We start from the raw sequence: 13,176 nt of genomic DNA on the forward strand, positions 1-13,176 counted from the left end.
GAGACCATGCGACGAATGATCATGCTGGCCGGGATCCTGCTGGTGCTGTCCGGCTGCGGCGGCGGTGCCGAACCGGCGGCGGCACCGAGCGTGGCGGCGAGCCAGGACCCGCACACCCGGAACCTCAAGTTCGCCGAGTGCCTGCGCGAGCAGGGCCTCGATGTGCCCGACCCGGAACCGGGCAAGGGCATGACGATGAAGTTCGGCCCCGGCTCCGACCAGCAGAAGGTGCAGCAGGCCATGGAGGCCTGCCGCGAGTGGGCACCGACCGGGATGACCGGCGGCGGCGCTCCGGACCCGAAGCGCGACGAGCAGATGCGGGCGTACTCGCAGTGCATGCGGGACAACGGCGTCGCGTCGTTCCCGGACCCGGAGGGCGGCATGGTGCGGCTGGACCCGAGTTCCGGCGAGGACCCGGACTTCGAGGCCGCGCAGGAGAAGTGCGCCGCGCTGATGCAGGGGCCGCAGTGAGCCGGGCTGTCAAGATCGTCGCCGGGGCGGTCGCGGTCGCCTCGGCGGGCGTGGCCGCCGCGCTGGTCGCGCAGCCCGGCGCGGGCAGCGAGCAGGAGACCGGCGCCGAGCTGCCGCCGGCCACCGCGGAGATCACCAAGGGCACGTTGCGCGAGTCGGTGGAGGCCGACGGCGAGCTGGGGTACGGGGCGACGCGCACCGCCTCGGCCCGCAGGCAGGGCATCGTCACCTGGCTGCCGGAGAGCGGCGCGACCGTGAGCCGTGGCAAGCCGCTCTACCGCATCGACGACGACCCGGCCGTGCTGCTCTACGGGACGACCCCGGCCTACCGGGCGATGCGTTCCGGTGACGAGGGCCGGGACGTCGCCCAGCTGGAGAAGAACCTGAAGGCGCTCGGCTACGACGGTTTCGACGTGGACGACGAGTACACCGCCTCGACCGCCGACGCCGTCGAGGAGTGGCAGGACGACAACGGGCTGCCCGAGACCGGCGTCGTCGGGCTCGGCCAGGTCGTCTTCGCGTCGGGCCCGGTCCGGGTCGACTCGCTGACCGCCGAGGAGGACGCGGCGGTCCGGGCCGGACAGTCCCTGCTCACCTGGACCGGCACGTCGAAGGTGGTCACGGTACGTCTGGACGTCTCCGACGCCGCGGTGGCGAAGACCGGGGCGGCGGTCTCGGTGACCCTCCCGGACGGCAAGCGTGTCCAGGGCAAGGTCACCGAGGTGGCGACCGTGATCGTGCCGGGATCCGGGCAGGACACCGAGCCGACCACCGAGATCGAGGCGCAGGTGGCGATCACTACCGGCTTCGGATCGGCGGCCGTGGACGTGGTCTTCACAGCCGCCGAGCGCAGGGGCGTGCTCACCGTGCCGGTGGCCGCGCTGGTCGCCGCGGCGGACGGCGGGTTCGCGGTGGAGGTGGTCGAGGGCGACGCCACCCGGCACGTGCCGGTCCGGACCGGCCTCTTCGCCGGCGGCCGGGTCGAGATCACCGGGGACGGCCTGACCGAGGGCATGACCGTGGGGATGCCGAAGTGATCGAGCTGACCGAGGTGAGCAAGACGTACCCGGGCGGGGTGACCGCGCTGGACCGGGTGACCACCCGGGTGGAGCGCGGCGAGCTGGTCGCGATCGTCGGCCCGTCCGGCTCCGGCAAGTCCACGATGCTGCACATCCTCGGCACCCTGGACCGGCCGAGCTCGGGCACGGTACGCCTGGACGGTCACGACGTGGCCGGCCTGAACGACCGGAGACTGTCCGCCCTGCGCGCCACCCGGATCGGCTTCGTGTTTCAGCAGTTCCACCTGGCGGCCGGCACCAGCGCGCTGGACAACGTCGCGGACGGCCTGCTCTACCTGGGTGTCCGCCGCGCCGAGCGGCGACGCCGGGCGGCCGAGGCCCTGGACCGGGTGGGACTGGGCCACCGGCTGCGGCACGCACCGCACGAGCTCTCCGGCGGCGAGCGACAGCGGGTGGCGATCGCCCGGGCGGTCGCCGGGAAGCCGCCGCTGCTGCTCGCCGACGAGCCCACCGGCGCGCTCGACTCGCGCTCCGGCGACGGGGTGATGGAGCTGCTCTTCGAACTGCACGCGGGCGGGACCACGGTCATCGTGATCACCCACGACCGCGAGATCGCGGCGAGCCTGCCCCGGCAGGTCCGGATGCGGGACGGGCGGATCCTATGAGCCGGCTCTCCTTCCCGGACGTGGTACGCGTCGGCGGGGTCGGCCTGCGTACCCGGCCGATGCGGGCGTTCCTGTCGGCGCTCGGCATCGCCATCGGCATCGCGGCGATGGTGGCGGTCGTCGGCATCTCCTCGTCGTCCGGCGCCGAACTGGACCGCACCCTGTCGGCGCTCGGCACCAACCTGCTGACCGTCGGCCCCGGCCACACGCTGCTCGGTGCGGAGGCCGAACTGCCCCTGGAGGCCGAGTCGATGATCGAGCGGGTGGACGGGGTGGAGGAGGTCACCGCGATCGGCCGGGTCGACGACGCGAAGGTCTACCGCTCCGAGCACATCCCGGAGGCGCGGACCGGCGGCCTGGTCGCGTACGCGGCCCGGAACGGCCTGCTCGCCACGGTCGGCGCCAGCCTGCGCAGCGGGGTCTGGCTGAACCCAGCCACCGAGAGGTTCCCGGCGGTGGTGCTGGGCGCCGCCACCGCCGAGCGGCTCGGCATCGGCGCCGCCGGTCCGGACACCCAGGTCGTCGTCGGCGGGGTGCGGTTCACCGTGGTCGGCATCCTGGAGCCGGTGCCGCTCGCCGGCGAACTGGACAGCGCCGCACTGGTCGGGTGGCCGGCGGCGGCCCGCTGGCTGGACTTCGACGAGCACGCCACCACGGTCTACACCCGGTCGGTGGAGAGCCGCCTGGAGGCCGTACGCGGGCTGCTCGCCGCGACCGCCAACCCGGAGGCGCCGAACGAGGTGGACGTCTCCCGGCCGTCCGACGCGCTCGCCGCGAAGCAGGCCACCAGCCAGGCGTTCGCCGGGCTGCTGCTCGGCGTCGGCGCGGTGGCGCTGCTGGTCGGCGGCGTCGGGGTGGCCAACACGATGGTGATCTCGGTGCTCGAGCGGCGGCCGGAGATCGGCCTGCGGCGGGCGCTGGGCGCCACCCGGGGACAGATCCGTACCCAGTTCCTCGCCGAGTCGCTGCTGCTCTCGGCGCTGGGCGGGGCCGGGGGAGTGCTGCTGGGGTCGGCGGTGACGGTGGGCTACGCCGCGTACGAGCATTGGCCCTGGGTGATCCCGGCCTGGGCCCTCGCCGGCGGGCTGACGGCGACCCTCGCGATCGGGGGGATCGCCGGGCTCTACCCGGCGGTCCGCGCGGCCCGGCTCTCACCCACCGAGGCGCTGCAGACGCCCTGACTCCGGCGGGTGGATCGGTGCGCGGGCATTTGCCCGCGCACCGTACAGCGAATCGCCGCATTGCCGTTATCTGCGGGTATAGATGAACGTTGCTCCTTTTCGGGGATAATGGACTTCCTGTCCTGCTTTTCGCGGCGGTGACGCCATGACTGATCGCAAACCCGTGGTACGCCAGCGTCAGCTCGAGCCGACGCTCTGCCACCTTCTCCGCGCCATGACCGTCTCGCACGCCCGGGTACGCCGCCTCGCCGCCTTGCGCATGGCCATCTCCGCCACCCTGGCCACGATCGGGCTGGCCACCGTGTTCGCCGGTTCGCTGAACTCCACGATGTTCGTCAAGTCGCTGAGCATCGGGGTCACCGTCGGCGGCGCGCTCTGGGCGCTGACCTACTCGATGGGCCTGGCCTCCTGGGCGGATCGCGAGCTGCGCCGGGCCGCGCTGCTCCAGGAGGCCTTCGAGACGCGCTTCTTCGGCCTGCGCTGGAACAGCGTGCTGGCCGCCGACGAGGTGCCGGCCGAGGACGTACGCCAGCTCAGCAGCCGGTTCCACGGTGACGAACAGGCCCTCGGCGCCTACTACGACATGCCCAACCTGCCGCGCCCGTTCGACGTGCTGGCCCGGCAGCAGCAGAACCTCGCGTGGGGCGGCCGGGTCCGCCGCCGGTACGCCCTCGCGGTGCTCTTCGGCATGATCGTCTGGGCGGTCGTCGGCCTGCTCTCCGCCATGGTCCGCGGCTCGACGATCACCGACTTCGTGGTGCAGTGGTGCGTGCCCTCACTCGGCATGTTCCTGCTGGGCTGGGACACCTTCCGCGACCAGCGCAGCGTCTCCGCCGAACGGCAGCGGGTCGCCCGGCACTCCCGCGCCCGGTGCCTGCAACTGGCCGCACGCGGCCACGAGCCGGAGACCATGCGGGATCTGTGCCTGATGGGGCGGCAGGTGCAGGACCAGCTCTACCTCACCCGGAAGCGGGCGCCGCGGGTGCCGTCCTGGTTCTTCCGCCGGTACCACGAGCAGGACAGCAGCGACTTCACCGCGGGACTCGAGGAGATGCGCCGGTCGCTGGTACGGGCGGGGCTGAACGTGCGCCCGCCTCGGCCGAAGGGCTGATCCGGGTCAATCGCGCGGCCAGGCCGTCGACGAACATGCTCAGCGCGAACTCGAAGCTGTCCCGGTCCACCGCGTCGGCGTGCTCGCGCAGCCGGTGCGCGTCGCCGAGTGCCGGGTACCGATCCAGGTAGACCTGCACGTCGTCGACGAAGCCGCGGGAGAACGAGCCCATCGCGGCGCCCACGACCAGGTACTTCGTCGAGGCACCGATCATCGTGGCCTCGCGGGCCGGCCAGCCCGCCGCCACCAGGCCGCCGTGGATGGCGTCCGCCCGGCGCAGCGAGGCGTCGCGCTGGCCGGGGCCGCGAGCCAGGAACGGGACGATGTTCGGATGCTCGGCGAGCGCCGCCCGGTAGGAGCGGGCCCAGCCCAGCAGCCCCTCCCGCCAGCCCAGGGCGAAGGCGCCGGTGTCCACCTTCTCCATGATCTCGCTGGCCACGTCGTCGAGCAGCTGTTCCTTGGTCGGGTAGTGAAAGTACAGCGCGGGGGCGCTCACGGTCAGCGCCGCGGCGAGCTTGCGCATGCTCAGCCCGTCCAGCCCGTCCTGGTCGATGATCTCCAGCGCGGCAGCCCGGATGCCCGGCTTGCTGAGCAGCGGCGTCGTGGGCCGGGGCATGTGCGGACCTCCGGGGCGTTGAACTGACTAACGCTGTTAAGTTAACATGCCCGCAGAAACCTGACAGCGTTTAGTTAACGAACGGGAGTCGCCGTGGATCTCGGCCTGACGCAGGAGCAGGAGCAGTTCCGGGCGCTCGCCCGCGAGTGGGTCGACCGCGAGGTCGTGCCGCACGCCACCGAGTGGGACCGCGCCGAGCAGGTCGACCCGAAGATCGTCGGGAAGATGGCCGAGCTCGGCTTTCTCGGCCTGGGGATCGCCGAGGAGCTGGGCGGCTCGGGCGGTGACTTCCTGACCTACACGCTGATGATGGAGGAGCTCGGGCGCGGCGACACGTCGGTGCGCGGCATCGTCTCGGTGACGCTCGGGCTGGTCGCCAAGAGCATCCAGGCCTGGGGTTCGCCCGCTCAGCAGCAGCGGTGGCTCCCGGGCATGTGCGCCGGCGAGATCCTCGGCTGTTTCGCGCTCACCGAGCCGGGCACCGGCTCGGACGCCGCCAACCTGACCACCAGGGCGGTGCGCGACGGCGACGACTGGGTGCTCACCGGCGAGAAGATCTTCATCACCAACGGCACCTGGGCAGGCGTTTCGCTGGTCTTCGCGCGTACCGGGCAGCCCGGGCCGAAGGGCATCACCGCCTTCCTGGTCCCCACCGACGCGGCCGGCTTCGGCCGGCGCGAGATCAAGGGCAAGCTGGGCCTGCGCGGGCAGGCCACCGCCGAGATCGTGCTCGACGGGGTACGGGTCAGCGACGCGCACCGCCTCGGCCCCGAGGGTTCCGGCTTCAAGATCGCGATGTCCGCTCTGGACAAGGGCCGGATCGCGGTCGCCTCCGGCTCGGTCGGGCTGGCCCGCGGCTGCCTGGAGGCCGCGCTGGCCTACGCGAAGGAGCGCACCCAGTTCGGCAAGCCCATCGCCGGCTACCAGCTCGTCCAGGAGATGCTCGCCGACATGGCGGTGGAGACCGACGCGGCCCGCCTCCTCGTCTGGCGCGCCGCCGACCTGGTCGACCGGGGCCGTCCCTTCGGCACCGAGGCCTCGATGGCCAAGCTGTTCGCCACCGAGTCCGCGGTCAAGGCCGCCAACCAGGCCATCCAGGTCTTCGGGGGATACGGCTACGTCGACGAGTTCCCGGTCGGCAAGGCCATGCGCGACGCCCGCGTCACCACCCTCTACGAGGGCACCAGCCAGATCCAGAAACTGCTCATCGGCCGTGCGCTGACCGGGATCAGCGCGTTCTGAGAGGGTAATGCTTTGAGTCGGGTAGCCATCGTCACCGGCGCCGCACGGGGTATCGGCGCCGCCACCGCGTTCCAGTTCGCCTCCGAGGGTGCGGCCGTCGCCGTGCTCGACCTCGACGAGTCGGCGTGCGCCTCGGTCGTCGAGCGGATTCGCTCGTCCGGCGGCACGGCCGTGGCACACGGCTGCGACGTGGCCGACGAGGCGCAGGTGGACGCCGCGATCGACAAGGTCGCGGCCGAGCTGGGCAGCGTCGACGTGCTGGTCAACAACGCCGGCGTGCTTCGTGACAACCTGCTGCACAAGATGTCGGTGTCGGACTGGGACATCGTGATGAACGTGCACCTGCGTGGCGCGTTCCTGTGCAGCAAGGCGGCGCAGCGGCACATGGTGCGCATGCGCTCCGGCAAGATCGTCAACACCTCCAGCGTGTCCGCGCTCGGCAACTGGGGGCAGGCCAACTACGCCGCCGCGAAGGCCGGGATCCAGGGCTTCACGCGTACGCTCGCGATGGAGCTGGGTCCGTTCGGCATCAACGTGAACGCCGTGGCGCCCGGCTTCATCGTCACCGAGATGACCGACGCGACCGCGGCCCGGGTCGGGCTCTCGTCCGAAGAGATGCAGGCCAGGGCCGCCGAGATCACCCCGCTGCGGCGGGTCGGGCAGCCGTCCGACATCGCCCAGGTGGTCGCGTTCCTGGCCAGCGATGCCGCGTCGTTCATCACCGGCCAGACCATCTACGTCGACGGCGGACGCCGTCTCTAGGTAAGGATCGTTTCTATGCGTCGCACTGTCTTCAACGAGGATCACGAAGCCTTCCGGCAGACCCTGCGGGCGTTCATCGAGGCCGAGGTGGTTCCCCGCTACGACCAGTGGTTCGTCGAGGGCCAGGTGCCCCGGGACTTCTACAAGCAGCTCGCCGAGCTGGGCCTGTTCGGCATCGAGGTGCCGGAGGAGTACGGCGGCGCCGGCATCGACTCGTTCAAGTTCGCCGCGATCCAGACCGAGGAGACCACCCGGGCCGGTGTCTCGTTCGGCGCGTCCGGTGCGCACGTGGCGCTCTGCCTGCCGTACCTCATGCAGCTCGGCACCGAGGAGCAGAAGCGGCGCTGGCTGCCCGAGTTCGTCTCCGGCGACACCATGTACGCGATCGCCATGACCGAGCCGGGCACCGGCAGCGACCTGGCCGGCATGAGCACCACGGCTCACCTCAGCGAGGACGGCACGCACTACGTCCTCAACGGTGCCAAGACGTTCATCACCGGTGGCGTCCTCGCGGACCGGGTGATCGTCTGTGCGCGTACCTCACCGCCCAAGCAGGACGACCGCCGCTACGGCATCTCCCTGCTGGTCGTCGACACCAAGTCGCCCGGCTACTCGGTCGGCCGCAAGCTGGACAAGCTCGGCCTGCGCACGTCGGACACCGCCGAGCTGGCCTTCGTCGACGTCAAGGTGCCGGTGGAGAACCTGCTCGGCGAGGAGAACAAGGGCTTCTCGTACCTCGGCCACAACCTGCCGAAGGAACGGCTCAGCATCGCCTACGGCGCCTACGCCCAGGCGGCGGCCGCGGTCCGGTTCGCCAAGCAGTACGTCCAGGAGCGCAAGGTGTTCGGCCAGTCCGTCGCCTCGTTCCAGAACACCAAGTTCGAGCTGGCCGCCTGCCAGGCCGAGGTGGACGCCGCGCAGGCCGTCGCCGACCGCGCCCTCGAGGCGCTCGACCTGGGCGAGCTGACCGCGGCCGAGGCCGCCTCGGCGAAGCTGTTCTGCACCGAGGTCGCGCACCGGGTGATCGACCGCTGCCTGCAGCTGCACGGCGGTTACGGGTTCATCAACGAGTACCCGATCGCCCGCCTCTACGCGGACAACCGGGTCAACCGCATCTACGGCGGGACCAGCGAGGTGATGAAGATGATCATTGCCAAGGACATGGGGCTTTGACGGTACGGGTGTGACCGTCCCCGACGGCCACACCTCCCCGCCGCACCGCGCGACCGCCGCCCCGCTCGCGGCCGTAGCGCGACCGCCGGGCTGAGGCCCGGCGCCGGCGATCGCGGCGCACGCCTGTTTCACACGCTCCGGGAGGGGGCGGACGCGGTGAACCAGGTGCGCGCCGGGGCCCGCTCGCCCGGCTCACCGTGGCGGGCGGACCAGAGCGCCGGGTGGCGGGTCACTAGGCCTAGGCTTCCCGGCATGGCGCTCCTTCACAAGGCTACGATCACGCCCACCAAGCTCGAGCTGCTCGCCGGCTGGCTGCCCACCCGGTCCTGGTACGACGGCCCGGCCCAGCCGGAGCTGACCCGCCTCGCGGCCGCCCGGTTCGACGACCCGGACGGCGAGGTCGGCGTCGAGATCCTGCTGATCCGGGCCGGGGACGGCCCCACCTGGCAGGTGCCGCTCACCTACCGCGGTGCCCCGCTGGCCGGCGCCGAGCAGCACCTGGTCGGCACCTTCGAGCACTCGGTCCTCGGCAAGCGCTGGGTGTACGACGCCACCGGCGACCCGGTCTACGTCGCCGAGCTGACCCGGGTGATCCGGGAGGGCGGTCACGAGGCGCCCGAAGAGGTGGAGTCCGGCGGTGAGCGGGTGTCCCGCGAACCGGATCTCAAGTTGAGTGGCAGCGGCGCCGAGGCACCCCCGGCCGGGGAGATCACCGGGCACCGGGACGGCGACCCGGCGGTGGTCGTCGCCGGTGACGTCGAGCTGGTCGTCAACCGGGTGCCGCTGGTGGCCGTGGACCCGGCGGACGCGGGTGTGCTGACCGGCTGCTGGCCCGGCCAGGAGACCCCGGTCGCCCTCGCCCACCTGCGGGTCCGTTAGTCCTCGCCGGGCACGACCAGGCCCTGCTCGTACGCGTACACCACCGCCTGCACCCGATCACGCAGGTCGAGTTTGGTGAGCACCCGGCTGACGTGCGTCTTCACGGTCGCGTCGGACAGGTGCAGCCGCTCGGCCAGCTCCGCGTTGCTCAGCCCCCGCGCGACCAGGCGCAGCACCTCCAGCTCGCGTTCGGTGAGCCGGCCGGTGGCGCGCGCCGCGGCGGCGGTGGGCGGCGGCACCCGCAGGTAGCGGGTGATCAGGCGGCGGGTCACCGCCGGGGCGAGCAAGGCCTCCCCGGCGGCCACCGTGCGGACCGCCTCGGCGAGCTGGCCGGGCGGGGCGTCCTTGAGCAGGAATCCGGCCGCTCCGGCGCGCAGGGCGTCGTAGACGTACTCGTCCAGGTCGAACGTGGTCAGCACCAGCACGTGCGGTGCGTTCGCCTGCCGGGAGATCCGGCGGGTGGCCTCGATGCCGTCCATCTTCGGCATCCGGATGTCCATCATCACCACGTCGGGGGCGAGGTCGGCGGTGGCGCGGACGGCTTCGGCGCCGTCGGCGGCCTCACCGACGATGGTGATGTCCGGCTGGGCGCCGAGCATCCCGGCCAGGCCGGAGCGGATCAGGGCGTGGTCGTCGGCGACCAGGACGCGGATCACGCCGGGTCCCGGGGGAGACGGGCGGCGACGGTGAAGCCGCCGGGGCCGGGTTCGGCGGTGACGGTTCCGCCGTACAGCCGGGCCCGCTCGCGCATGCCGATCAGGCCGCGGCCCGGGTTCCCCGGGGCCGCCGGTGCACCACCGGTGTTGCGTACGTTGATGTCGATCTCCCGTTCCCGATAGCCGATCCGGACCTCGGTCGCCGCGCCGGCCGCGTGCCGCCGCACGTTGGTCAGTGCCTCCTGGACGATCCGGAAGCCGGCCAGGTCGATGCCGGCCGGCACGTTGCCGCGGTCGCCGTCGACGGTCAGGTCGACCGGCAGCCCGGCGGCGCGGGCCTCGTCGACCAGATCGCCGACGCGTTCCAGGGTGGGCTGCGGAACCAGCTCAGCCGGCCTGTCGTCGTCGCGCAGCACGTCCAGGACGTGCCGCATCTCGGTCAGCGCCTCCCGTGCGGTGGACCGGGCCGCGGCGATGTGCCGGCGGGCGCTCTCCGGGTCCAGCGCGATGAGCTCCTCGGCCGCACCGGCCTGCACCGCCACGATGGACAGCGAGTGGGCCACCACGTCGTGCAGTTCCCGGGCGATGCGCTCGCGCTCGGCCGTCACGGCCGTCGAGGCGGCCTCGCGCGCCGCGTAGGCCTGCCGGGCGGCCAGGGCGGCGGCCTCGCGCGCCGCGTCGGCCTTCGACGACGCCGCGTCCGCCTGCGCCACCCGCACCCGGATCAGATAGCCCGCCAGCCACGCCCCGGTCACGAAGAACCCGAGGATGAGGACCTGGCCGACGTCCGGTGAGTTCGAGTAGTAGCCCAGCGGGAAGAGCGAGAGCATCGTCGCGACCGTGACCACGCCGCCGAGTACGGCCAGACCGGTCCGGCGCCCGTGCAGCGCCACCGAGAAGGTCGCCACCAGCAGGCTGGGGAACGGGAACGTGGTGTTCTCCGGCCCGGTGATCGTGAACACCCGCATCATCAGCAGCGCGATGATCACGGCCAGCACCGCGATCGGCGCCCGGCGGCGCAGGACCAACGGCAGCGTCACCCCGGCCGCGAAGGCCAGGCGCTGCCAGAGGGTGCCGGGCCCGGCGACCACGACGGCTTCGATCGCCGCCCAGCCGAGGAGCAGGGCGGTGAGCGCGACGTCCGCCCGGGGCGGCCTGCGCGGTACCCGGGAGAGGGTGGTCAGGGCATCCACGGCGAGGACCCTAACCATCCGCGCGGCGCGCGGGCGTCATCCTCCGGGCTCATGAAGATCATCATTCGGAGGTACGTGATCACGACGGCGGACCGACGATCAGGGCGGGGGCCGGCTCCTAGATTTCTCGGCATGACGATCACTACCTCGGAAAACACCACCGCCACCAACGCTTCCGTCCGGCCCGTAGTGGGCTGGGCGGCCGCCGCCGGAGCGATAGCCTCCACGATCGCCGGCGCCATCCAGGCAGTCCGCTCCGACGACGGCAACCCGCTCGTCGGCACCTCCGAGCACGTGCTGCTGGCCATGGTCGCCGCCGCCCTGGTGCTCTGGATCCCCGGTTACCTGGCGCTCGGCAAACTGGCCGGGACACGCACCGGCCGCATCGGAGCCTGGCTGGCCGTCGCCGGCTCGGCCCTGCTCGCCCTGGGCATGACCAGCACGAACCTGCACGACCAGGACTACTCGTGGTTCCCGGTCGTGGCGGCGCCGGCGAACCTGTTCTGGCTGGTCGGCTCGATCCTGCTGGCGGTGGCCACCTGGCGTACCCGTACCCTGCCGCGCCCGCTCGCGGCCGCACTGGTGCTGGTCTGGCTCACCTCGATCATCCTGTCCCAGGCCGGTGGCAACCTGATCGCCGGCGTGATCTGGGGCTTCGTCGCCTGGTTCCTGCTGGCCGTCACCCGGCGCTGAGGGCTTCGCCGGCCTTGCGGGCGGCGATCAGGACCGGGTCCCACACCGGGGCGTACGGCGGCGCGTAACCCAGGTCGAGCGCGGTCATCTCGGTGACCGTCATCCGGTTCCACAGGGCGACCGCGAACGCGTCGATCCGCTTGGCCGCCTCGGTCCGGCCGACGATCTGCGCGCCGAGCAGCAGGCCGGTGTCCCGCTCGGCGATCAGTTTGATGGTCATCGGCACCGCGCCGGGGAAGTAGCCGGCCCGGTTCGTCGACTCCACGGTCGCGGTGACGAACCGGTAACCGGCCGCCGAGGCCTCGCGGGAGGTCAGGCCGGTACGGGCCACCTCGAGGTCGCAGATCTTGGTGATGCCGGTGCCGATCACGCCGGGGAAGGTGGCGTACCCGCCGCCGATGTTGATCCCGGCGACCCGGCCCTGCTTGTTGGCGTGGGTGCCGAGCGGGATGTGCACCCGCCGGCCGGTGACCAGGTGCAGCACCTCGGTGCAGTCACCGGCCGCCCAGACGCCGCCGTCGCCGACCCGCTGGCGCAGGTCGGGGACGAGGCCGCCGGAACTGCCCAGCGGCAGACCGGCGGCCTCGGCGAGCTCGGTGTTCGGGCGTACGCCCAAACCCAGGACCACGATGTCGGCCGGCAGCGTCCCGGCGTCGGTGACCACCGCACTGACCCGGTCCTCCCGGGTCTCCAGGCCCTGCACCGTCACCCCGGTACGCAGGTCGATGCCGAGCTTGCGGACCGCCTCGGCGACCAGTGCGCCCATGTCCGGATCCACCGTGGACATCGGCTGGTCGGCCTTCTCCACGCAGGTGACCCGCAGCCCGCGCCGGATCAACGCCTCGGCCATCTCGACGCCGATGTAGCCGGCGCCGATCACCACGGCGGTCTCCGGTTTCGGCGTGCTGTCGAGCCAGGCGTCGACGGCCGCCCCGTCGCCGAGGGTCTGCACGCCGAAGACGCCACCGGCCGGGGTCTGCGCCCAGACCGGGCGGACCGGGGTGGCGCCGGCCGCGTAGACCAGCTCGTCGAAGCCCTCGCGCAGCACCCGCCCGCCGGCCAGGTCGCGGACCGTGACGGTACGCGAGTCCAGGTCGATGCCGGTGACCTCGTGCCCGGTGCGCACCTCGATGCCGGCTTCCCGGAACGCCGCCGGGTCCCGGGCGATCAGCCCGTCCGGGCCCTCGACCAGGCCGCCGATCCAGTACGGGATGCCGCAGGCCGAGTACGACGTGAAGTCGCCCCGCTCGAAAGCGAGGATCTCCAGGTCCTCCCGGCCGCGGCGCTTGCGGGCCTGCGAGGCCGCGGACATGCCCGCCGCGTCGCCGCCGATGACGATCAGTCGCACGGGGTCCATTCTGCACCGAAGTCACCAGCGAATTTCCGCAAAGCCGCCGCGAGTTGTTGCCCGCCGCATCAGCCGGGATCTATGGTGACCCCACCGCACCTCTTTCTCGAACCATTCCGCTCGATCGTCCGTCGAAGCGCTTCGACGGTTTATCCGAAAACGGTGTC

Annotated in this window: 14 protein-coding genes; 10 read left to right on the forward strand and 4 right to left on the reverse strand. The window is 72.2% G+C overall.

Annotated features, from left to right (window positions below):
- Positions 1–6: 6 nt before the first annotated feature.
- The 5 genes from I4J89_RS06030 to I4J89_RS06050 all read left to right on the forward strand — a co-directional run bounded on the left by I4J89_RS06030 (position 7) and on the right by I4J89_RS06050 (position 4,447).
- Entirely contained in the window at positions 7–471 is a 465-nt protein-coding gene (locus I4J89_RS06030) for a membrane lipoprotein lipid attachment site-containing protein (RefSeq protein ID WP_196412840.1), read from the forward strand.
- Entirely contained in the window at positions 468–1,508 is a 1,041-nt protein-coding gene (locus tag I4J89_RS06035; RefSeq protein WP_309238207.1) for a peptidoglycan-binding protein, read from the forward strand. Before I4J89_RS06030 ends, I4J89_RS06035 begins: the two co-directional genes overlap by 4 nt.
- Positions 1,505–2,155: an ABC transporter ATP-binding protein gene (locus I4J89_RS06040; RefSeq protein ID WP_196412842.1), complete on the forward strand. Its 651-nt coding sequence runs from the start codon at positions 1,505–1,507 to the stop codon at positions 2,153–2,155. The genes I4J89_RS06035 and I4J89_RS06040 overlap by 4 nt, the downstream gene beginning before the upstream one ends.
- Positions 2,152–3,336, forward strand: a complete 1,185-nt coding sequence (locus I4J89_RS06045) for an ABC transporter permease (protein WP_196412843.1) — start codon at positions 2,152–2,154, stop codon at positions 3,334–3,336. Before I4J89_RS06040 ends, I4J89_RS06045 begins: the two co-directional genes overlap by 4 nt.
- Positions 3,337–3,481: 145 nt before the next feature.
- A complete protein-coding gene (locus tag I4J89_RS06050; RefSeq protein WP_196412844.1) occupies positions 3,482–4,447 on the forward strand; it encodes an S-4TM family putative pore-forming effector in 966 nt (321 codons plus the stop codon).
- Here the strand turns inward: I4J89_RS06050 and I4J89_RS06055 are convergent.
- Positions 4,368–5,063 (reverse strand): TetR/AcrR family transcriptional regulator, encoded by a 696-nt coding sequence (locus I4J89_RS06055; protein ID WP_230858470.1) that lies wholly within the window; start codon positions 5,061–5,063, stop codon positions 4,368–4,370. The genes I4J89_RS06050 and I4J89_RS06055 overlap by 80 nt on opposite strands.
- 93 nt (positions 5,064–5,156) lie before the next feature.
- On the opposite strand from I4J89_RS06055, the gene I4J89_RS06060 reads away from it, so the two are divergent.
- The 4 genes from I4J89_RS06060 (at position 5,157) to I4J89_RS06075 (ending at position 9,119) form a co-directional block, all read left to right on the forward strand.
- On the forward strand, positions 5,157–6,305 hold the full coding sequence (locus I4J89_RS06060) for an acyl-CoA dehydrogenase family protein (RefSeq protein ID WP_196412845.1): 1,149 nt from the start codon (positions 5,157–5,159) through the stop codon (positions 6,303–6,305).
- Between the two features lie 12 nt (positions 6,306–6,317).
- The gene (fabG, locus tag I4J89_RS06065) at positions 6,318–7,067 is read left to right on the forward strand and encodes a 3-oxoacyl-ACP reductase FabG (protein WP_196412846.1); all 750 of its coding nucleotides are present in this window, start codon (positions 6,318–6,320) and stop codon (positions 7,065–7,067) included.
- Between the two features lie 15 nt (positions 7,068–7,082).
- A complete protein-coding gene (locus tag I4J89_RS06070; protein ID WP_196412847.1) occupies positions 7,083–8,240 on the forward strand; it encodes an acyl-CoA dehydrogenase family protein in 1,158 nt (385 codons plus the stop codon).
- Between the two features lie 252 nt (positions 8,241–8,492).
- The gene (locus I4J89_RS06075; RefSeq protein WP_196412848.1) at positions 8,493–9,119 is read left to right on the forward strand and encodes a CG0192-related protein; all 627 of its coding nucleotides are present in this window, start codon (positions 8,493–8,495) and stop codon (positions 9,117–9,119) included.
- On the opposite strand, the gene I4J89_RS06080 is transcribed toward I4J89_RS06075, so the two are convergent.
- Positions 9,116–9,775, reverse strand: a complete 660-nt coding sequence (locus tag I4J89_RS06080) for a response regulator (protein WP_196412849.1) — start codon at positions 9,773–9,775, stop codon at positions 9,116–9,118. The two genes, I4J89_RS06075 and I4J89_RS06080, sit on opposite strands and share 4 nt — an antisense overlap.
- The gene (locus I4J89_RS06085; protein WP_196412850.1) at positions 9,772–10,968 is read right to left on the reverse strand and encodes a sensor histidine kinase; all 1,197 of its coding nucleotides are present in this window, start codon (positions 10,966–10,968) and stop codon (positions 9,772–9,774) included. Before I4J89_RS06085 ends, I4J89_RS06080 begins: the two co-directional genes overlap by 4 nt.
- A gap of 132 nt (positions 10,969–11,100) precedes the next feature.
- Between I4J89_RS06085 and I4J89_RS06090 the strand changes: the two genes are divergently transcribed.
- Positions 11,101–11,661 carry a hypothetical protein gene (locus I4J89_RS06090; protein WP_196412851.1) on the forward strand — a complete coding sequence of 187 codons (561 nt, stop codon included), beginning with the start codon at positions 11,101–11,103 and terminating at the stop codon, positions 11,659–11,661.
- Here I4J89_RS06090 and I4J89_RS06095 read toward each other — a convergent pair.
- The gene (locus tag I4J89_RS06095) at positions 11,648–13,009 is read right to left on the reverse strand and encodes an FAD-dependent oxidoreductase (protein ID WP_507236524.1); all 1,362 of its coding nucleotides are present in this window, start codon (positions 13,007–13,009) and stop codon (positions 11,648–11,650) included. The two genes, I4J89_RS06090 and I4J89_RS06095, sit on opposite strands and share 14 nt — an antisense overlap.
- Positions 13,010–13,176: the final 167 nt, after the last annotated feature.

The sequence above is a fragment of the Actinoplanes aureus genome (assembly GCF_015704865.1).
Taxonomy (GTDB): Bacteria; Actinomycetota; Actinomycetes; order Mycobacteriales; family Micromonosporaceae; genus Actinoplanes; species Actinoplanes aureus.

Coding starts and splice junctions, on each gene's coding strand:
- I4J89_RS06050 (WP_196412844.1), top strand. CDS start 3,482: ATGACTGATCGCAAACCCGTGGTACGCCAGCGTCAGCTCGAGCCGACG.
- I4J89_RS06090 (WP_196412851.1), top strand. CDS start 11,101: ATGACGATCACTACCTCGGAAAACACCACCGCCACCAACGCTTCCGTC.
- I4J89_RS06075 (WP_196412848.1), top strand. CDS start 8,493: ATGGCGCTCCTTCACAAGGCTACGATCACGCCCACCAAGCTCGAGCTG.
- I4J89_RS06055 (WP_230858470.1), bottom strand. CDS start 5,063: ATGCCCCGGCCCACGACGCCGCTGCTCAGCAAGCCGGGCATCCGGGCT.
- I4J89_RS06045 (WP_196412843.1), top strand. CDS start 2,152: ATGAGCCGGCTCTCCTTCCCGGACGTGGTACGCGTCGGCGGGGTCGGC.
- I4J89_RS06070 (WP_196412847.1), top strand. CDS start 7,083: ATGCGTCGCACTGTCTTCAACGAGGATCACGAAGCCTTCCGGCAGACC.
- I4J89_RS06030 (WP_196412840.1), top strand. CDS start 7: ATGCGACGAATGATCATGCTGGCCGGGATCCTGCTGGTGCTGTCCGGC.